Origin of the sequence: Billgrantia kenyensis (assembly GCF_013697085.1) — a bacterium.
GTDB classification, from domain to species: domain Bacteria; phylum Pseudomonadota; class Gammaproteobacteria; order Pseudomonadales; family Halomonadaceae; genus Halomonas; species Halomonas kenyensis.
The window spans coordinates 247414-262233 of sequence record NZ_JACEFT010000002.1 but is presented as its reverse complement, the minus strand read 5'-3'; the positions used below and the strand labels follow the sequence as shown (position 1 = coordinate 262233).

12 protein-coding genes are annotated in these 14820 nt (G+C 63.2%); 3 read left to right on the top strand and 9 right to left on the bottom strand.

Features of this window, described 5'->3' with window-relative positions; genetic code table 11:
* Positions 1-145 precede the first annotated feature (145 nt).
* Positions 146-781, top strand: a complete 636-nt coding sequence (gene ribA, locus H1D44_RS03765) for a GTP cyclohydrolase II (RefSeq protein ID WP_181513506.1) — start codon at positions 146-148, stop codon at positions 779-781.
* A gap of 38 nt (positions 782-819) precedes the next feature.
* Positions 820-1491, top strand: coding sequence for a PAQR family membrane homeostasis protein TrhA (gene trhA, locus H1D44_RS03760; protein ID WP_181513505.1), 672 nt, complete (start codon positions 820-822; stop codon positions 1489-1491).
* On the opposite strand, the gene H1D44_RS03755 is transcribed toward trhA, so the two are convergent.
* The 4 genes from H1D44_RS03755 to H1D44_RS03740 are packed head-to-tail and all read right to left on the bottom strand — an operon-like array spanning position 1449 to position 4678.
* Positions 1449-2333, bottom strand: a complete 885-nt coding sequence (locus H1D44_RS03755) for a DUF6999 family protein (protein WP_181513504.1) — start codon at positions 2331-2333, stop codon at positions 1449-1451. The genes trhA and H1D44_RS03755 overlap by 43 nt on opposite strands.
* Complete coding sequence (locus tag H1D44_RS03750; RefSeq protein ID WP_181513503.1) at positions 2326-3009, bottom strand: iron-containing redox enzyme family protein; 684 nt, start codon at positions 3007-3009, stop codon at positions 2326-2328. The genes H1D44_RS03755 and H1D44_RS03750 overlap by 8 nt, the downstream gene beginning before the upstream one ends.
* Before the next feature lie 2 nt (positions 3010-3011).
* Positions 3012-4112 carry a beta-ketoacyl-ACP synthase III gene (locus H1D44_RS03745; RefSeq protein WP_181513502.1) on the bottom strand — a complete coding sequence of 367 codons (1101 nt, stop codon included), beginning with the start codon at positions 4110-4112 and terminating at the stop codon, positions 3012-3014.
* The gene (locus H1D44_RS03740) at positions 4109-4678 is read right to left on the bottom strand and encodes a diguanylate cyclase (protein ID WP_181513501.1); all 570 of its coding nucleotides are present in this window, start codon (positions 4676-4678) and stop codon (positions 4109-4111) included. Before H1D44_RS03740 ends, H1D44_RS03745 begins: the two co-directional genes overlap by 4 nt.
* A gap of 145 nt (positions 4679-4823) precedes the next feature.
* Between H1D44_RS03740 and H1D44_RS03735 the strand changes: the two genes are divergently transcribed.
* Entirely contained in the window at positions 4824-6197 is a 1374-nt protein-coding gene (locus H1D44_RS03735; protein WP_181513500.1) for an acyltransferase family protein, read from the top strand.
* Between the two features lie 312 nt (positions 6198-6509).
* Here the strand turns inward: H1D44_RS03735 and H1D44_RS03730 are convergent, their stop codons facing one another.
* From H1D44_RS03730 to H1D44_RS03710, 5 genes are all read right to left on the bottom strand, one after another.
* Positions 6510-7022 (bottom strand): hypothetical protein, encoded by a 513-nt coding sequence (locus H1D44_RS03730; protein WP_181513499.1) that lies wholly within the window; start codon positions 7020-7022, stop codon positions 6510-6512.
* A gap of 35 nt (positions 7023-7057) precedes the next feature.
* Positions 7058-7798, bottom strand: a complete 741-nt coding sequence (locus H1D44_RS20805) for a hypothetical protein (RefSeq protein WP_220127954.1) — start codon at positions 7796-7798, stop codon at positions 7058-7060.
* Positions 7799-8406: 608 nt separating this feature from the next.
* Positions 8407-11853 (bottom strand): toxin VasX, encoded by a 3447-nt coding sequence (locus H1D44_RS03720; protein WP_181513497.1) that lies wholly within the window; start codon positions 11851-11853, stop codon positions 8407-8409.
* Positions 11850-12749 (bottom strand): DUF4123 domain-containing protein, encoded by a 900-nt coding sequence (locus tag H1D44_RS03715; RefSeq protein WP_181513496.1) that lies wholly within the window; start codon positions 12747-12749, stop codon positions 11850-11852. The genes H1D44_RS03720 and H1D44_RS03715 overlap by 4 nt, the downstream gene beginning before the upstream one ends.
* Before the next feature lie 12 nt (positions 12750-12761).
* Positions 12762-14819, bottom strand: coding sequence for a type VI secretion system Vgr family protein (locus H1D44_RS03710; RefSeq protein WP_181513495.1), 2058 nt, complete (start codon positions 14817-14819; stop codon positions 12762-12764).
* Between the last annotated feature and the right edge of the window lies 1 nt (position 14820).

The window sequence follows — 14820 nt, the reverse complement described above, 5'->3', positions numbered from 1 at the left end:
GTCGCCACATTGTAGCGCATCCTTTTTGCCGAGGCTTGACCCTGGCCAAGTTCCAGGCCATTGCATGCTCGTGAGCCGCGCCCACGTTCCTGCTAGAATGCGGGATTCACTTCCGGCATTGCCGTGGTCTTGACCGAGGTACCCCGTGACCGTTCGATTCATCGCCGCCTCCCGGCTGCCCACTCCCTGGGCCACCTTCACCATGCACGGCTTCGAGGACGAAGCCACCGGCAAGGACCACATTGCCCTGACCTTGGGCGACGTGGCCGACGGCGAACCTGTGCTCGGCCGGGTGCATTCGGAGTGCCTGACCGGCGACGCCCTGTTTTCCATGCGCTGCGACTGCGGCTATCAGCTGCAGGAAGCGCTCAAGCGCATCGCCGACGAGGGGCGCGGCGTGCTGCTCTACCTGCGCCAGGAAGGCCGCGGCATCGGTCTGCTCAACAAGATCCGTGCCTACCACCTGCAGGATCAGGGCGCCGATACCGTGGAAGCCAACGAACAGCTCGGCTTCGGCGCCGACCTGCGCCGCTATGACCTCTGCGTGCCGATGCTCGAACACCTGGGCATCTGCAGCCTGCGGCTGATGACCAACAACCCACGCAAGGTCGATGCCCTGACCCAGGCCGGCGTCACCATTGCGGAACGCGTACCGCTGACCACGGGTCTCAATCCTCATAACGAGCAGTATCTGTCGACCAAGGCCGGCAAGCTCGGCCACATGATGGCGCTGGGCGACTTCACCCAGGCCGGCGACGTGGATATCGAACGCAAGCCCTGACCGCAAGGCACCGGGGCGCCTCTGACGGAAAAGCCCCTATGCCTCACATCGAACGTTCCGCCGGCCACCGCCGCCATCTCTTCGAGGAACTGCTCAACAGCGTCAGCCATGGCATCGGTGCGGTGCTGAGTCTTGTCGGGGTCATCGTGCTGCTGGTGCTGGCGAGCATGGCCGCCCATGTCGACCCTTGGAAGATCATCGGTATCAGCTTGTACGGTGTGACACTGGTGCTGCTCTATGCCATTTCCACGCTCTACCACGGCGTTCGTCACCCACGGCTCAAGCGACTGTTCCAACACCTGGACCACTGCGCCATCTACCTGCTGATCGCCGGAACCTATACCCCCTTCCTGCTGGTCAACATGCGCAGCCCCACCGGCTGGACCCTGTTCGCCATCGTCTGGGGCCTGGCCCTGGCCGGCATCGCCTGCAAGCTGGCCTGGCCTCACCGATTCACCGTCCTGCGTGTCGCCATCTACCTGATCATGGGCTGGCTGATCGTCTTCGCCGGTGAGGAGATGAGCGCCAGCCTGCCGACGGCCGGCATCGTCCTGCTCGCCGCCGGCGGTATCACCTACACCCTCGGCGTGGTGTTCTTCGCCATCAGCGCGATTCCCTTCAACCACGCCATCTGGCACCTGTTCGTGCTCGGCGGCAGCACCTGTCACTACTTCGCGGTGTATGCCGCGGTGCTGCCGTTCGGGGGTTGATGCGCGGCCAGCCTGAGCCGCTCCAGCCGGGCATAGAGGTACTCGGTGAAGAAGCCGTGCATGAGGAAGCACTGGCTCAGGTTCCACGGCCCGACCAGGTAGTGCGGGTACTTGTTGTAGGCCATCTCGGCCAGGCTCGGGTCGCCGATCAGCTGGCCGACGCGAATGGCGATGGACTGGTCGAGGTTGAAGCCATTGATGGCGTCGCGGTACTCCTCGCGGGTCAGCAGCAGGCAGAACAGGCACATGAACAGCGCATGGGCGCTCTCGAAATCGAGCACCTGGGTACGCCGGCGCGGCAGTTCGAAGTCGCTCTCCTCCAACGAGCGCCAGTGCGTCCAGTTGATCGCCTGCGGCGCCAGGGCTGCCGGGCGCTGCCGCCAGTGGCCCATCTCCTCGATCACCCGGAACAGCTCCTGATCGTGCTTGACGAAGCTGGCGTCGAGCATGTCCTCGATGCGGCTCGGGTAGAGCGTGAGCGGCTCTACCGTGACCTCCGGGCCGTTGTCGATGAGGAAGTTGAGAATGTTGGACTCGGTGGCGAAGTGGCGCAGGATCAATTGATTGGCGCTGGGGCTGACGAAGTGGGTGCAGAACCAGCAGATCAACCGCTGCAGCAGGCCGTGGGCGCGAAACTGGGGCAGCGGCAGACGCTTCACGAACCAGATCAGATGCAGCAGCACTGCCAGCAGGAGCTGCAGAAGCGGGCGCAGCGACCAACGCGTGGGGCGCTCCAGGTCGTCCAGCCACAGCCGCACCGCCGCCGGCTCGATGGGCAGGGAGTCGTCGAACGCCAGCGCGCGCAGGAAGGGGCTGCGCGGCCTCGGCCTGGTATCAGCCATGCTCGATCTCCTCCAGTTGCAGGGCATAGAGCCGCGCCACCACCCGTGCGGTGCGCAGGATCGCCTGCTGCTGCTCCGGCGTGCGGCAGACCCGGTCGATCAGCGCATAGAGCTTGTCCAGGTGGGCGTCGTCGTTCTCGCCGTGGTAGCGCATGAAGCAGGTGTAACGGCCGTCGCCCTCGGTGGCCTCGTCGATCCGCCGCGCCCAGTCGCTGGCCATCTTCTGCCCCAGCCCTTCGATGATCCACATGGCACCGATCAGATCCACCGGATTGGGCTGGCTGGCGCGATACATCATGAAGGCGTGCAGCGCCTCGCTGCCGGCATTGCGCCGGCCGGCGCGGATTTCCTCCAACGCGCCACCCGCCGCCACGAAGTCCGCCTCCAGCATCTCGTAGTCGCGATGTTCCTCCTTGGCGTGACCGATCACTTCCGAGCGCACGTCGGCGTAATCGCGCTCGAAGCTGGAGGTGCCGCGGGTGATCCAGCGCGCACCCTCGATCACCTGCTGGCGCAGGTGCAGCAGCAGGCTGCGGTAATCCTCGCGGGTGAAATTGCCGCGCTCCAGGCGCTGGATGATCGGCACCCGCCCCAACTGGCGCTCGAAGTCGAACCACACGCGCATCAACCCTTGCAGGCACTCCTGTCCCAACTGGGTGGTGACCTTGCTTTCCATGGTTATTCCTCCACGACTGTGAGCTGCATGTAGACGTTATTGAAGCGACCGCTCTCCGGCACCATGCACAGGATGGTGTCGCCGGTTTGGTAACTCTGGGTGCGACGAAACTCGTCGAGCATGATGAACATCGAGGCGCAGCCGGTGTTACCGCGGGTATAGAGATTGGTGTACCACTTCTCCTCGGGGATGGCCGCGCCGGCCTGGGTCAACATGTCGAAGATCTTGCCGCGGAAATAGTGCGACGAGTAATGGCACAGCACGTGGTCGATCCGCCCCACTTCTACCCGCCCTTCGTCGATCAGCCGCAGCAGGCCGTCCACCCCCAGCTTGACGATGTTGTCGAGCAGGCGAACGTCCTGGCGGATCAGCAAGGCGCCGGCGGCCTCCGCCTCGGCGTAGGTGGCGAAATCCTGCCAGCTGCGTTCATCGCCTACCGCCCGGCCCACGCTCATGCAAACCGGGTAGGCGTCGGCGTGGGAGAAACCGCGAATCCAGTCGATACGAAAGCTGCGCCGGCGCGGCACGCTCTCCAGCAGCAGCGCCCCGGCGCCGTCCGACAGCATCCAGCGCAGGAACTCGGCATTGAAGTCGACCTCCTGCGCCACCGCCTCGTAGCGGCTGGCCTTGAACAGCCGCGAGGCCAGTTCGCTGGCGATCACCAGCGCATTGTCGTGCTCACCGGCCTTGAGCCCGGTGTAGGCCGCCTTCAGCGCCATCATGCTGCTCGAGCAGATGCCGTGGCTGCTGTGCAGCTCCACACCGGCCACGCCCAGCTCGGCCTGGACCATGCTGCCGAATCCCGGCAGCACCAGGTCGCCCTGGCTGGTGGCCACACTGAGCATCTCGAGCCGCGGTTTGCTCAGGAAGCTGTCGTCGAGGCAGGCCTGGCCCGCCCGGGCGGCCATCTCGTCGTTGCCGATCAGGGTGTTGTGCTCGGCATCGATGGCATAGTGGCGCTGACGAATACCGTTGGATTGCAGGATGCGGCGCTTGAGCCGGCTCGGCTTGCCGTGCACCAGGCCGAGCACCGCCTCGATCCGCTCGTTGTCCACCGGCTCGCCCGGCAGATAGTGGCCGCTACTGGTGATATAGACGCTCATGCGGAATTGCCTCCGTGCTTGAGGTAGTGACGCAGGCAGCGCAGGTTCTCTTCCATGTAGGGAAACACGCACAGCAGGGCCATGAAGGTCAGGTAATAGGGCAGATAGCGCTCGCCGCCGTGGGGCACCTCGACGGGAATCAGCCGCATCTGCCCGGCCCAGTTGAGGGAGACGAGATCGATCACCACCGGCCAGTTGATCACCATGATCATCGCCAGCATGTAGAACGGCAGGCTGGCCAGGTAGCTGTGTGCATGCATCTCCCAGATGCTGATGTGACGCCGAGGAGCGGCGTAATGCACGTCCCAGTGGGCCACGACCTCGTGCAGCACCCAGGCCAGCAAGCAGATCAGCAGTACCAGCACGTTGATGCGATAGAGCAGGCACATGAGGATGGGGATGCCCACCTGAATGCCCATCGCCGAGTGCATCAGGGTCTCCTTCAGCCCCGAGGTCTCCTCGATGTGCGTGGCACGGTGGCAGCACCAGTCGACGAAACCGGCAATTCCCCAGAGCGGCAGGAAGACGTACAGCAGGACATGGACCAACAGCGTGTGGGTATCCATGGCGATTTCCTCTGTTTCAGCGACTCTCAAAGCGTTCTTGCAAGGCGCTTACGTTTCATGGAAGATGTTAGGAAACACTGTTCGATAACTAATATCCACCAAGCGCATGTCATTTGCAAGCGCCAATCGAATGGAACGAAACATCATGAAACAGGTAACCCACAGGCGAGGCTCGACTTCGGACAGCGCAGCCGCCACCCAGGCAGCGCGGGATCGCTACCCCGATGCGCTGCGTGCCGGCGCGCTGCTGGTGGTGGTATTCGGCCACTGGATCGCCACCCTGCCGCGGCTGGAAAACGGCCTGATGACCACCACCGATCACCTGCTGCTGGTGTGGACCGGCGCTGGGGTGCTCACCTGGCTGCTGCAGGTGGTACCGCTGTTCGTCTTCGTCTCGGCCGCGGTCAGCGCCGACAGCGCCCAGCGTCGGCTGGACCAAGGCCAGCGTCAGCTGCACTGGTGGGCGGGCCGGGCCCTGGGCCTGGCCCGCCCCACCGTCACCTACCTGGCAGTGCTGGTGGCCTTCGTCCTGCTGGCGGCCTACACCGGCGGACGCCTGCTCGGCCCGCTCAACCACTCGCTGACCGTCCACCTCTGGTTCCTGATGATGCTGCTGGGCATACAGGCGCTGCTGCCGCTAAGCGTGTGGGCCGACAATCGCTGGGGGCTCAAGGCCGTGGCAGGGCTGGTGCTCATCGCCGCCGCCGTGGATCTGCTACGCGCCGGCATTAGCTCTCCCGGCGAGCTGCTGGAGCTGGGCACTCGCGTTACCGCTAACGGTGGCGGCATCGGCTGGCTCAACGCCGCGGTGGTCTGGCTGCTGCCGCAGCAGCTCGGCATCGCCTGGAAACGCGGGCGCTTCTCCGGCCTGAGCTGCGGCCTCGCCCTGCTATCGCTCGGGCTGGTGTGGCTGGCCGCCGCCGTGGCCTCGGGCTACCCCGTGGCCATGGTCGACGGTGCCTTCGGCGTGCCCAGCAACTTGCTGCCGCCCACCCTGGCGCTGGTCGGCGTGATGTGGGTACAGGTAGGCGCTGCGCTGACCTTCGAAGCCCCCGTGCGCCGCCTGCTGGAGCGCCGCCGAATCGACCGAACGGTGACGATCCTCGGCGCCCTGGGTATGCCGCTCTACCTCTGGCACAAGCTCGCCGAGCTGCCGGCCGCCTGGCTGGGCGAGCGCCTGGGCCTGCCTATCGACGCCGGGATACCGGGCGAAGTGGGCTTCTGGCTCGGCCGCCTGTGGTGGATTGCGCTGTGTATCGTGGCCGTCGCCCCCGTGATGATCGCGGTGGTGACCTTCGAGATGCGCCGCAAGCGCGACGTGGTTTCCGCCACCGCTGCGCCAGCCATCCTCGCCGGCGGCGCGTCCCTGCTTGGCGGCATCGTCGCCAGCCTGGCGCTCGGTGCCCTGCCCGGTGCCATCTTCGGCCTGGCCGGCGTCGCGGCCGCCTCATGGCTGCTACGCGCCCATCCACAGCCGGCCGAAACGCCATCGGAGCGCCTGGCGGAAAGCGCAGAGTGAAAGGCAGCCGAAGGTTGTAAGCCATTTCTTACAAAACGAATCGGCGATTTCCTACAACCAGATTGATGCAGGTTAACGTCACCCAGCACTGTTAGTTGGCAAAGTAAAACCGTACTGAGCACGGAGGCTCAGCCAGGGACGACCGAGTCAGGAAGACTCACTATCCAGGGATGCTCGGGTGGAAGGATGCTCGAGGTGGAGGTAAGGAAGCGAAGATCCAGCCCGGCCGCAAGGCCGGGCTTTTCGTTTTGTCGTTTTTGGCTCGCTGTGACGCCATCTTCATTGCTGACGCCCGTGGCCGCAATGGGCGCCTCAAGTGCCGCCAGTTCGTAACCTGGCAACCAGCCGCCGGATACCGGGCGCCCGCAGTAGCAGCAACACCCCCAGGCCAAGCTGAATCAGGCTGCCGACAAAGGCCGCCCTCCCCTCTACCGCTCGATGTATACCGAGCAGTTCACGGTCGTAGAACAGCCAGGCACCATGGTTGGCAAGCTGAGGCAGTGCGGTGACGGCAACATACAGCCCCACCGCCCCAATCAGCCCAGTCTCGAAGTCGACCCCAGACAGTGCCGATGCCTTCGCTTGGTCATCCCCCGTAGCAGGCAGCAGCCGGCCCGCCACCGCCGAATGAAAATGCCAGAGCACAATCGCTACCCCGGCAAACAGCAGTGTCGTCACAACGAAGTAGCCCAGATGCAGGTAGTGAACATCGCTGCTATGGAAGCTCACGCCCTGCACCGCGAAGCGCAGGGCCGTGAGTCCAAGATAGATGGAAAAGCAGCGAACCAGCGCTGCCACGAAGCCTTGAAGGGCGGATGATTGCATCGTGTTCTCTCTTCTACCGCCCATGAGGCGAATCGTCAGGCCACGTTAGCCGCAAACGGCAGGGTGCGGTAAGCCGTGCACGGCGACGGCGGCACCTCGACGCCGAAGCGCTTTTCGATATCACCCATCTCAATGAATTTCTCACCGCGCTGGTAGGCGGCGCGCAGCTGCTCGCTGAGTTCGGCAAGCTGACGGGAAGGTTTGGCCCACTGCTCCCGGGGCAACGGCTTGGACCACTCGGCCAGCCAGTCTTCGGGAACCGCCTTGGGCAGCACATGCTTCATGCGATACTCGGTGTACCAGTGAGCGAAGCGGGCATGCTCCCACAATCGCTTGCGACGGAAGCGCCGCCAGCGGGCCATGTCGTTGGTGCGCTCACACTCCGCCTTTTCTCGGGCGACGTAGGCATCGTACCACTCGAGGCCCCACTCCCGGGCCGAAGGCGTGATGGCCTCGGGGCCTTCCTCCATGAAGCGTCGGATGTACTCCCATTGCGCCAGCGCCCCAGGCAGGCCACCGGTGCCGACGACGATACCGGCCCCGGGCAAGGTATAACCCGGCCGCTCGGGGTCGGGCGGAAGCAGGGCGAAGTTCCAGCCGAAGCCGGTGATAGCGCCGGCGCTCACGCTGGGATTGAAGACTGCCAGAGCGATTACGTCTTCCCAAGGAACTAGTACTGTTTGGCGCTCCTGGCCGGCGCGCTTACGGCAGAAATCATAGAAATGGGGGTAGAGAGGAAGAAAGGCCAGGGAGACGATATGCAGCAGCAGTGTCATGAGAGGGAAGGCCGCTTCCGAAGTGGACATCCAGTCATGGAGCCCCATAAATAGGATCAAGGCAGTTGGCATTGCAACGGCACCAGCAATAGCAGCCAACCACATATTGGTAGGAGCGGGTAACCAGAAGCGCTTCCCAGGAGCCTCTACCACGAAGGCCACCTCACGGCGATGACGATGCAAGCGGATGGGTGGGATTCGCTTAAGAACCACATTAGGAAAGACAATACCCGTAATTAAGGGGAAGAGTAGAACCATATATACCCCCCCCAACCCCATAGCTATAACACGCGTGGGGGGGGGAAAGCCGCCTATCGCCGCCCAGACAACAAGAAAAAAAATTGCCATTACTGAAAATGCAAAGGAAGCCAAAGCACCCGTGTCACTCAGGCTGTCGTAGCTAGCTCCTTGGCGCAGATCCATGACAGCGTCGTCATGCTGAATGTCGATATGGGCTACATCCACCCCATGCTCGCTATCGGTAGGCAGGGGCAGCGGACTCAGACAGTACTGCTCCCCCCCAGCTCGGCTTTCGCGCTCGCCGGCACGCATGGGTGGGAGCGAGTCATTAATGGTCGGTTTGGGCATGGTGTGTCCAATCCTTGTGGTTATTGCCAGTCCGTCAATGGCATGTTCGGCCAGTTGCCCACCCGGCTGCGCGTCCAGAAGCTATCGCTAAGGGAGGAAAGGGCTCGCCACTCGCCGGAGAGAGTGCTGCCCCGCTTATGCAGCTCAAAGACCTGTGTGGCGGGATCATTGGACCCAGCCGTCCGCACGACCAAGCGGAAAGAATAATAACGGCTTAGTCTATCCGGATCGATATGGTACATCAGAGCGAAACTCGCACCATTCTCCTCCAGCTTGGCGTGTGTGAGAAAGTCCTGGGTCAGCTCATCATGGGAGCCACTCAGGGCAACCCCCCAGACACCCAACGACAGGCTTTCCGAACTAGGGGCATCAAAACCAGGCAGTTCTATGCGTATTGCTAGGTCGCTTGCGGCAGGACCGGGACCCGGCCCGCCATGCGCAGAGGCCTGCCCCTGGCGCTGAACAAGTAGACCGGTATCGCCAAGCTTGGCCAGTTCTTCCTCGTGGGCCTCGCGATCCCAGCCTTCACCTCGCAGCCCCCAGTAGCTACGTTGGCACCAACGCTGCACGGGGCTAAGCGAAAAGCGGTTAGCCAACACCTCACCGGCGATCAACAACACTGTTCCCGCCGCTACCACCCAGCCGGCAGGGCCGGCAAACTTCAGCAATAGCAGCCGCCAACTCACAGCAGGCCTGCCCATTATCCGCCCCAATCTACTCATAACACCAATAATCGCGCCACCACCAGTGACCCCTGCTGCCCCTGACATAGCTACCTGCGTAGCCAACCGTTCGGCTTGGGTTTCCGCGCGCTGCAGTCGACTATATTGCTTATATGTCTCGAAAGCGCCTGCAGCACCACCCAATAATGCGACGGTTCCCATTGCACGATTGGCCACCTTTGCCCAGCGCTCCAGTTGCGCTGGGCTACCTGCAGCGGCTCGGGCTTCGACCGGCGTCAACTGCTTGATATAGTTTTTATAAAGATTGCGATGGCGAGCGTCGTCGATCATTTCTCGTATTGCCCACAATCCTGCCAGCGTACCCATAGCATGAGAGCCAGCATTACTTATATGCTCAAAAAGCTGCTCATCACTGCGTCCTGATTGTCTTAATGTTTGCAAAGCACTAATCAAATAAATTCCACTTAGCATTGACAGCCCACCGTTTAGCAACACCCCCAAACTACGACCAACCGACAGATCGCCCTGCTCGTTTCGAACCAAGGTATTCAGGGTATCGTTCAAGGTATGCCTGGGCTGGCGAGCGATAGCACGATCACCGCCGCGCTCCGCCAGAGCGGCACGGGTGGCAGCCTGGCTGAGCCCACCCACCTTGAGCGCATGGCCATTGCCTTCGTCGACGGGGAAGCTGTGCTCGGCCAGGGTGTCAAGGGCCTCGGCCAGCAGGCGCTTTTGCCGGTTAATGTCGGCCTGGCTTTCACGAATCCTGCGGGCATTGAACTGGTCGGCCGCTCGGCGATGCGCCTGGCTGGCACCGCGCCGCGAAGCCCGGTCCATTTCCAATTGGCGCTCCTGATAGAGTTGCTGGAGCCGACGCTCCAGCGTCGTCAGGTTTGCCACGGCCCTGTCGGCCTGGCCCAGCGCCTGCTGAAGTCGGCCCAATACCGATTGGTCTGGAATATCCCAGCCAAGCTCAAGTAGCCCCAGGCGTTCGGCAAACATCAGCCTTTGCCCTTCGGGCAAGCGCGAAGCCAGTGTGGCAATGCGCTGCCCCAGGTCGATGTCCTGGATGTCGTCGAGCAGCGTCTTGAGAACGGCTTGCCCCAGCAGCTTCTCCTTGAGCTGAACTTCACCCGCGATGGCGGTCCGGACCTCGTCGGAAAGGCCCTCCACGCTGCGAAATCGCAACCCGGCATGCTGTTCCACTTCGCCTCGCCATAGCTGATAGCTGCTGAGTGCTCCTCGTGCAGACATGACTACAGCGGTTTGGGTCAGCGCCTTCTGGACACCATCGCTTTGGGACAGGAACTCCTCGACAAAGGACTCGGTAGGTACGTAGTGCATCAGGTGTGCCGCCGCCGGAGTGGTGCCGGTATAGTAGCCGGAGAGAAAGACTTCCTGGCCGCATGCCAGCAGGGTCTCGACGGCCAGCTTCTCCACCAGGCAAGAAAGCAGAATGTGAGGCTCTGCTTCACGATCGAGTAGCACAGCATGGATGTGCCAAGCTGGCAGTATGGTGGCCAGATCAGCACCGATAAGACGATAATCGCTCTGCCACTGTTCCTGCATCGGGTTGGCATAAGCCAGGAAATTTTCCATTTCCTGCTGGCGGATCACATCGACGATGCCGTTGGGTGCCAGCGCGAAATTGCCGCCAATCACCTCGCGGAAGTGGTCGCGTTCGGTACGCTCGACGAAGGTCTTTACCTGCTCGGCATCGGTGCCGAGTCGCTCAGCGAGTTGCTGGCTCAGGGCATCGATATCCCGTTCGATAGGTCTCAGCGCCCCGCCAATGAAACCCGGATGTCCGCCTGAACCGGCCGTGACACGCTCCTTGGTTTCACGATGCTGTGTATAGAGCTCAGCCAGCGCCTCCAGGTCGTCGCGCTCGGCATCGCCGGCACCACCCAGCCATTCCGGAATGTTGCCTCCGCCCGCATTGGCAATGTGGGGGGCAAAGTTCAAGGTCATAAGACTTTCGATAGTGCGTGCCGAGAAGAGCTTCACCTCATTCTCGTCGACCCAGTTACCCTGCTGCTCTGCCAGGCAGGCCCAGGCCTGGGCCAGGTCCTTGATACGCCCTGCGATGTCTTCCACCACCAGGCAGGCACTATCTTCCTGGTACTCTCCCTGGATCGCCGCCGTGATCTCCGCAGCATGGGCAAGTTGCCATTCGGGCTGTTCGCCTTCCGCTTCACACCAGGCATAGCTGCCCGGATCGAGAGCTTCGCCGCTCTGCTCGGTTGGTGCATTGGGAGTCGCGCTATGTTCGCCATGGTCGTCCGCCAGTACGTCGGCCAACGCATTGGGGTCCAGCAGATGAGCGGTGCCATTCCCCGGACAGTAGGCGCCAACGTTCACTCGCGTCATGACCTGATCGCGGAAGGCGGCCTGGCGCAGCATCGATTGATGCACTTCCGTCAGCTCCAGAAGGCTGAACAGTACCTGGATGCTGCCCTCACGCTCGACGATGATCGCATCGCCACTGCCATCGGGCTTGACCTGGAAGACTTGTAGCTCATCGGGAGTCGAGCTGTGTACCAGATAGAGCCAGCCTTCACGTATCGGCCGTACGCCACAGCGGCGGAAGCTGCCGTTATGAACGGGTGAGAATCCCGGCGTGGCCGAGGCGCGATCCGCCTCAGGATCTTCGACCAGGGCATAGCGCACCGGTACCAGTTGCAGGTCGCTTCGCGTAAGGGGGCACACCCCCTGTTCCTGACCTGGATCGTTGTCGCTCTGGCTATCGGCAACCCGACTAGCGGGATCCCTATCGTGGCTCATGCTTGTATCTCCCTGCTCGAAAGCCGCCGTGCTTCGGCAGCAACAGCCTTGAGTCGCTCCATGGGGGGGCGCCCATCGGCCTGTGACAATGGTCGCGCCAGATCCGGCATGCGCTGTTCATCCAGGGCAACATGACCATGCGCCCCCAGGATGTTGGCCATGTAGTAGTGGGCACGACGTCCAAAAAAACCCAGCTCTCGTGTGGTATCGATGACTTGCTTTGCGGCCTGGGCGGCCGTTCCGCACTCTCTTATCAAGGGACCAGTGGCAAAGTAGGTATCGAGGTGATGCGCCAGTTCCTGGGCAAAGCGCTGCCATGCAATACGGCTCAGTGAATCAAGATGCGCCTGTTGAAGGCTGAAGCGCGCCGTACGCGTTAACGGCTCATCATGATGCGCTTGGGCCACGTGCCACCACGTGACGACACTGTTCTCTACCGTCGGCAACCAGAGCTCCTCCATGACTCCCAGGAGCTGGCTTCGATGTGGCTGCAGCTCAGCTTCGAAAAGGCAGCGCATGACCTCAGGCGAGGCCGTGCGCAATATCCTTTCACCTTCGAGCGGATGTTCGACGAACAACAGCCAGCGAAGATGTTCCGCAGCCTCTTCCAACGATGCCTCGGTAGTGAACAGCCAACCCCAACCTTCGAGAATGCCACGCTCGAGGAAGGCCTCCCAAACGGGACTACCCGGCTCCAGCGCCACCAGGCATGGTGAAATCTGGCGACACTCAGCCAAAGGCGTATGCAGATAGATCGGCTCGTACAGAGGTGCATCGAGATGCTGATAGAGCCATTGCTCCAGCGGCTCAAGCTTGATGCCGTCGAGCAACAGATAGTGCTTCCTCTCACCGAGTGCCATCCGCGATGGTGGCGTGCCTACTGGCAATGCTTCCATGACCTTCTATCCCTAATCATCGCCAAGCGGTGTACAGGGCTGGGTCAATGCCAACTCCTGGCGCAGCGCAGCCTCCTGGCGTGGCGGCTCGATACGCGGCACGTCGGGTGCCGCTTCCGCCTCCCGCGGCAGCGCCGGTGCCTGAGCGGCCTGGCCGCTGCCGGAGCCGGGGCTGCCTCCGGAGTTGATCTTGACCTGGCTGCCGACGATGGTGACGCCGCTGGGGTCGAGCTTGACGAAGCTGCCTCCGGCCTTGAGGGTGATCTCGGCGCCGGCTTCGATCACCACCTTCATGCCCGCCTTGTGGTGGATCTCCTGGCCGGCTTCGACCAGTTGGGCGCGACCGTACTTCTCGTGACGGCTGGCGTCGACGATGAGGTGGTCGTCGCCGTCGATCTGGGTGTGGCGGCTGCCGTGTACCGTCAGGTGATCGTCGGCGTGGATCTCGCCGATGCGGTCGTGGTGCACGGTGAGGAAGCTGTCGTTGCCGATCTCTTCGGTGCGGTCGTTGTGGGTCAGCAGCTCCAGGTCTTTCTGGGCGTGCAGCCAGATCTGCTCGTCGCCGGCCTGGTCCTCGAAGCGAAGTTCGTTGAAACCTTCGCCCTTGTGACTCTGGGTGCGGATCACGGTGCGGGTCTTGTGCTCGGGTAGCGCGTAGGGCGGCGTGTTGACAGCGTGGTAGGTGCGCCCGGTGATCAGCGGCTGATCCGGATCGCCCTCGAGGAACGACACCACCACCTCATGCCCAATCCGCGGAATGGCCATGCTACCGTAGCCACCGCCGGCCCAGCCCTGGGAGACACGCACCCAGGCGCTGGCGGTTTCATTGGGCTCGGCGTAGCGATCCCAGGGAAACTGGACCTTAACCCGGCCGTGCTCGTCGCAGTAGATCTCTTCGCCCTCGGGGCCGACGACGAAAGCAATCTGCGGGCCGTCGACGCGGGGCTTGGCGTTGGGCGTAGGGCGCCAGGCGCGGTCGACAGGGGTGAGGATCAGTTCGTTGTCGAACTTGGTCATCTGGCCCATTCCCGCCGCGTCGCTCTGGGTGACACCATCCTCTTCCAGGGCCTGGGGCTGGCTGCCGGCGTGCTTGACCTTGACCACCTGCCAGTCACGGTTGAGTTCACTGAGGTCGTGGTCGGTGAGGGTGAACTTGACCCCGGGGGCGAGCTCGGGCAGGTCGCTCTCGGCGGCACAGGTCAGGGCGCCGCTTCTGAGGTGTTCGAGACGGATGCGGGTGAAGGCGTCACCGGAGGCGTCGGCCTTGTAGCGCCCGGGGTAGTCGTAATGCTCGTAGTCGTCCCTTTGGGCGTGCTCTTCCAGGTCACCCGCGGCGTGCTCGTGAAGCTGCGCATAGGCCGGGTTCTTGAACGAGTAGTCCTTGAGCGTGACCGAGGCCGGGGCGACCCGGGCGAGCTGCTGGAGCTTGCGCACGTGGCGGCTCGGCGGGGTACCGCCGGCGCGGCCGTGGTAGGTGCGCTCGCCCAGGTGGGCCAGGGTCTGGGGGGCGTCGGCGAACACCAGACGGTGGGCACCGTTCGGCGCATCCTCGAACTCATGGAAATAGAACAGGCCCTCTTCGGCGGCCAGGCGCTCGACGAAGGCGAGATCGGTCTCCCGGTACTGCACGAGGAACTCTCTTTCCGCCAGGTCGCGGGTGACGGCAAAGGCGACATCGGTGAGGCCGCGCTCGTCGCACAGGGTGTTGAGTACGGTGAGCGGCGAGACCTCCTGGAAGATGCGCGAGTTGTGGCGCAGGTCGAGGCGCCACAGCGCCGGGCGGGCGACCAGGGAGTAGAGGGTGCGGCGATGGCCGCGGTCGCCGCGGCCGAACTCGCTGACGACGGCGTGGACCCGGCGCAGCACCTCGCCTTCCTGCCAGATCGTCAGGCTCACCGGGCGGTCGAGCAGCTCGGTGGCGGAGAGGCTGCCGTTGCGGCTGGCGAAACGCACCTTGAGGTGGAAGGGCTGCGAGAGCGCCTCTTCCAGGGTGAAGTCGATCACCGCCAGCTCGGCGCTGTCGACCCCGGCGAGATCGAGGGTGAACTGGAGTCCGGTGCGGTCGGCCATG

Excerpts from the sequence above, each read along its gene's own strand:
- trhA (WP_181513505.1), top strand. The coding sequence starts at position 820 with ATGCCTCACATCGAACGTTCCGCCGGCCACCGCCGCCATCTCTTCGAG.
- H1D44_RS03755 (WP_181513504.1), bottom strand. The coding sequence starts at position 2,333 with ATGGCTGATACCAGGCCGAGGCCGCGCAGCCCCTTCCTGCGCGCGCTG.
- H1D44_RS03750 (WP_181513503.1), bottom strand. The coding sequence starts at position 3,009 with ATGGAAAGCAAGGTCACCACCCAGTTGGGACAGGAGTGCCTGCAAGGG.
- H1D44_RS03745 (WP_181513502.1), bottom strand. The coding sequence starts at position 4,112 with ATGAGCGTCTATATCACCAGTAGCGGCCACTATCTGCCGGGCGAGCCG.
- H1D44_RS03740 (WP_181513501.1), bottom strand. The coding sequence starts at position 4,678 with ATGGATACCCACACGCTGTTGGTCCATGTCCTGCTGTACGTCTTCCTG.
- H1D44_RS03735 (WP_181513500.1), top strand. The coding sequence starts at position 4,824 with ATGAAACAGGTAACCCACAGGCGAGGCTCGACTTCGGACAGCGCAGCC.
- H1D44_RS03730 (WP_181513499.1), bottom strand. The coding sequence starts at position 7,022 with ATGCAATCATCCGCCCTTCAAGGCTTCGTGGCAGCGCTGGTTCGCTGC.
- H1D44_RS20805 (WP_220127954.1), bottom strand. The coding sequence starts at position 7,798 with ATGACACTGCTGCTGCATATCGTCTCCCTGGCCTTTCTTCCTCTCTAC.
- H1D44_RS03720 (WP_181513497.1), bottom strand. The coding sequence starts at position 11,853 with ATGAGCCACGATAGGGATCCCGCTAGTCGGGTTGCCGATAGCCAGAGC.
- H1D44_RS03715 (WP_181513496.1), bottom strand. The coding sequence starts at position 12,749 with ATGGAAGCATTGCCAGTAGGCACGCCACCATCGCGGATGGCACTCGGT.
- H1D44_RS03710 (WP_181513495.1), bottom strand. The coding sequence starts at position 14,819 with ATGGCCGACCGCACCGGACTCCAGTTCACCCTCGATCTCGCCGGGGTC.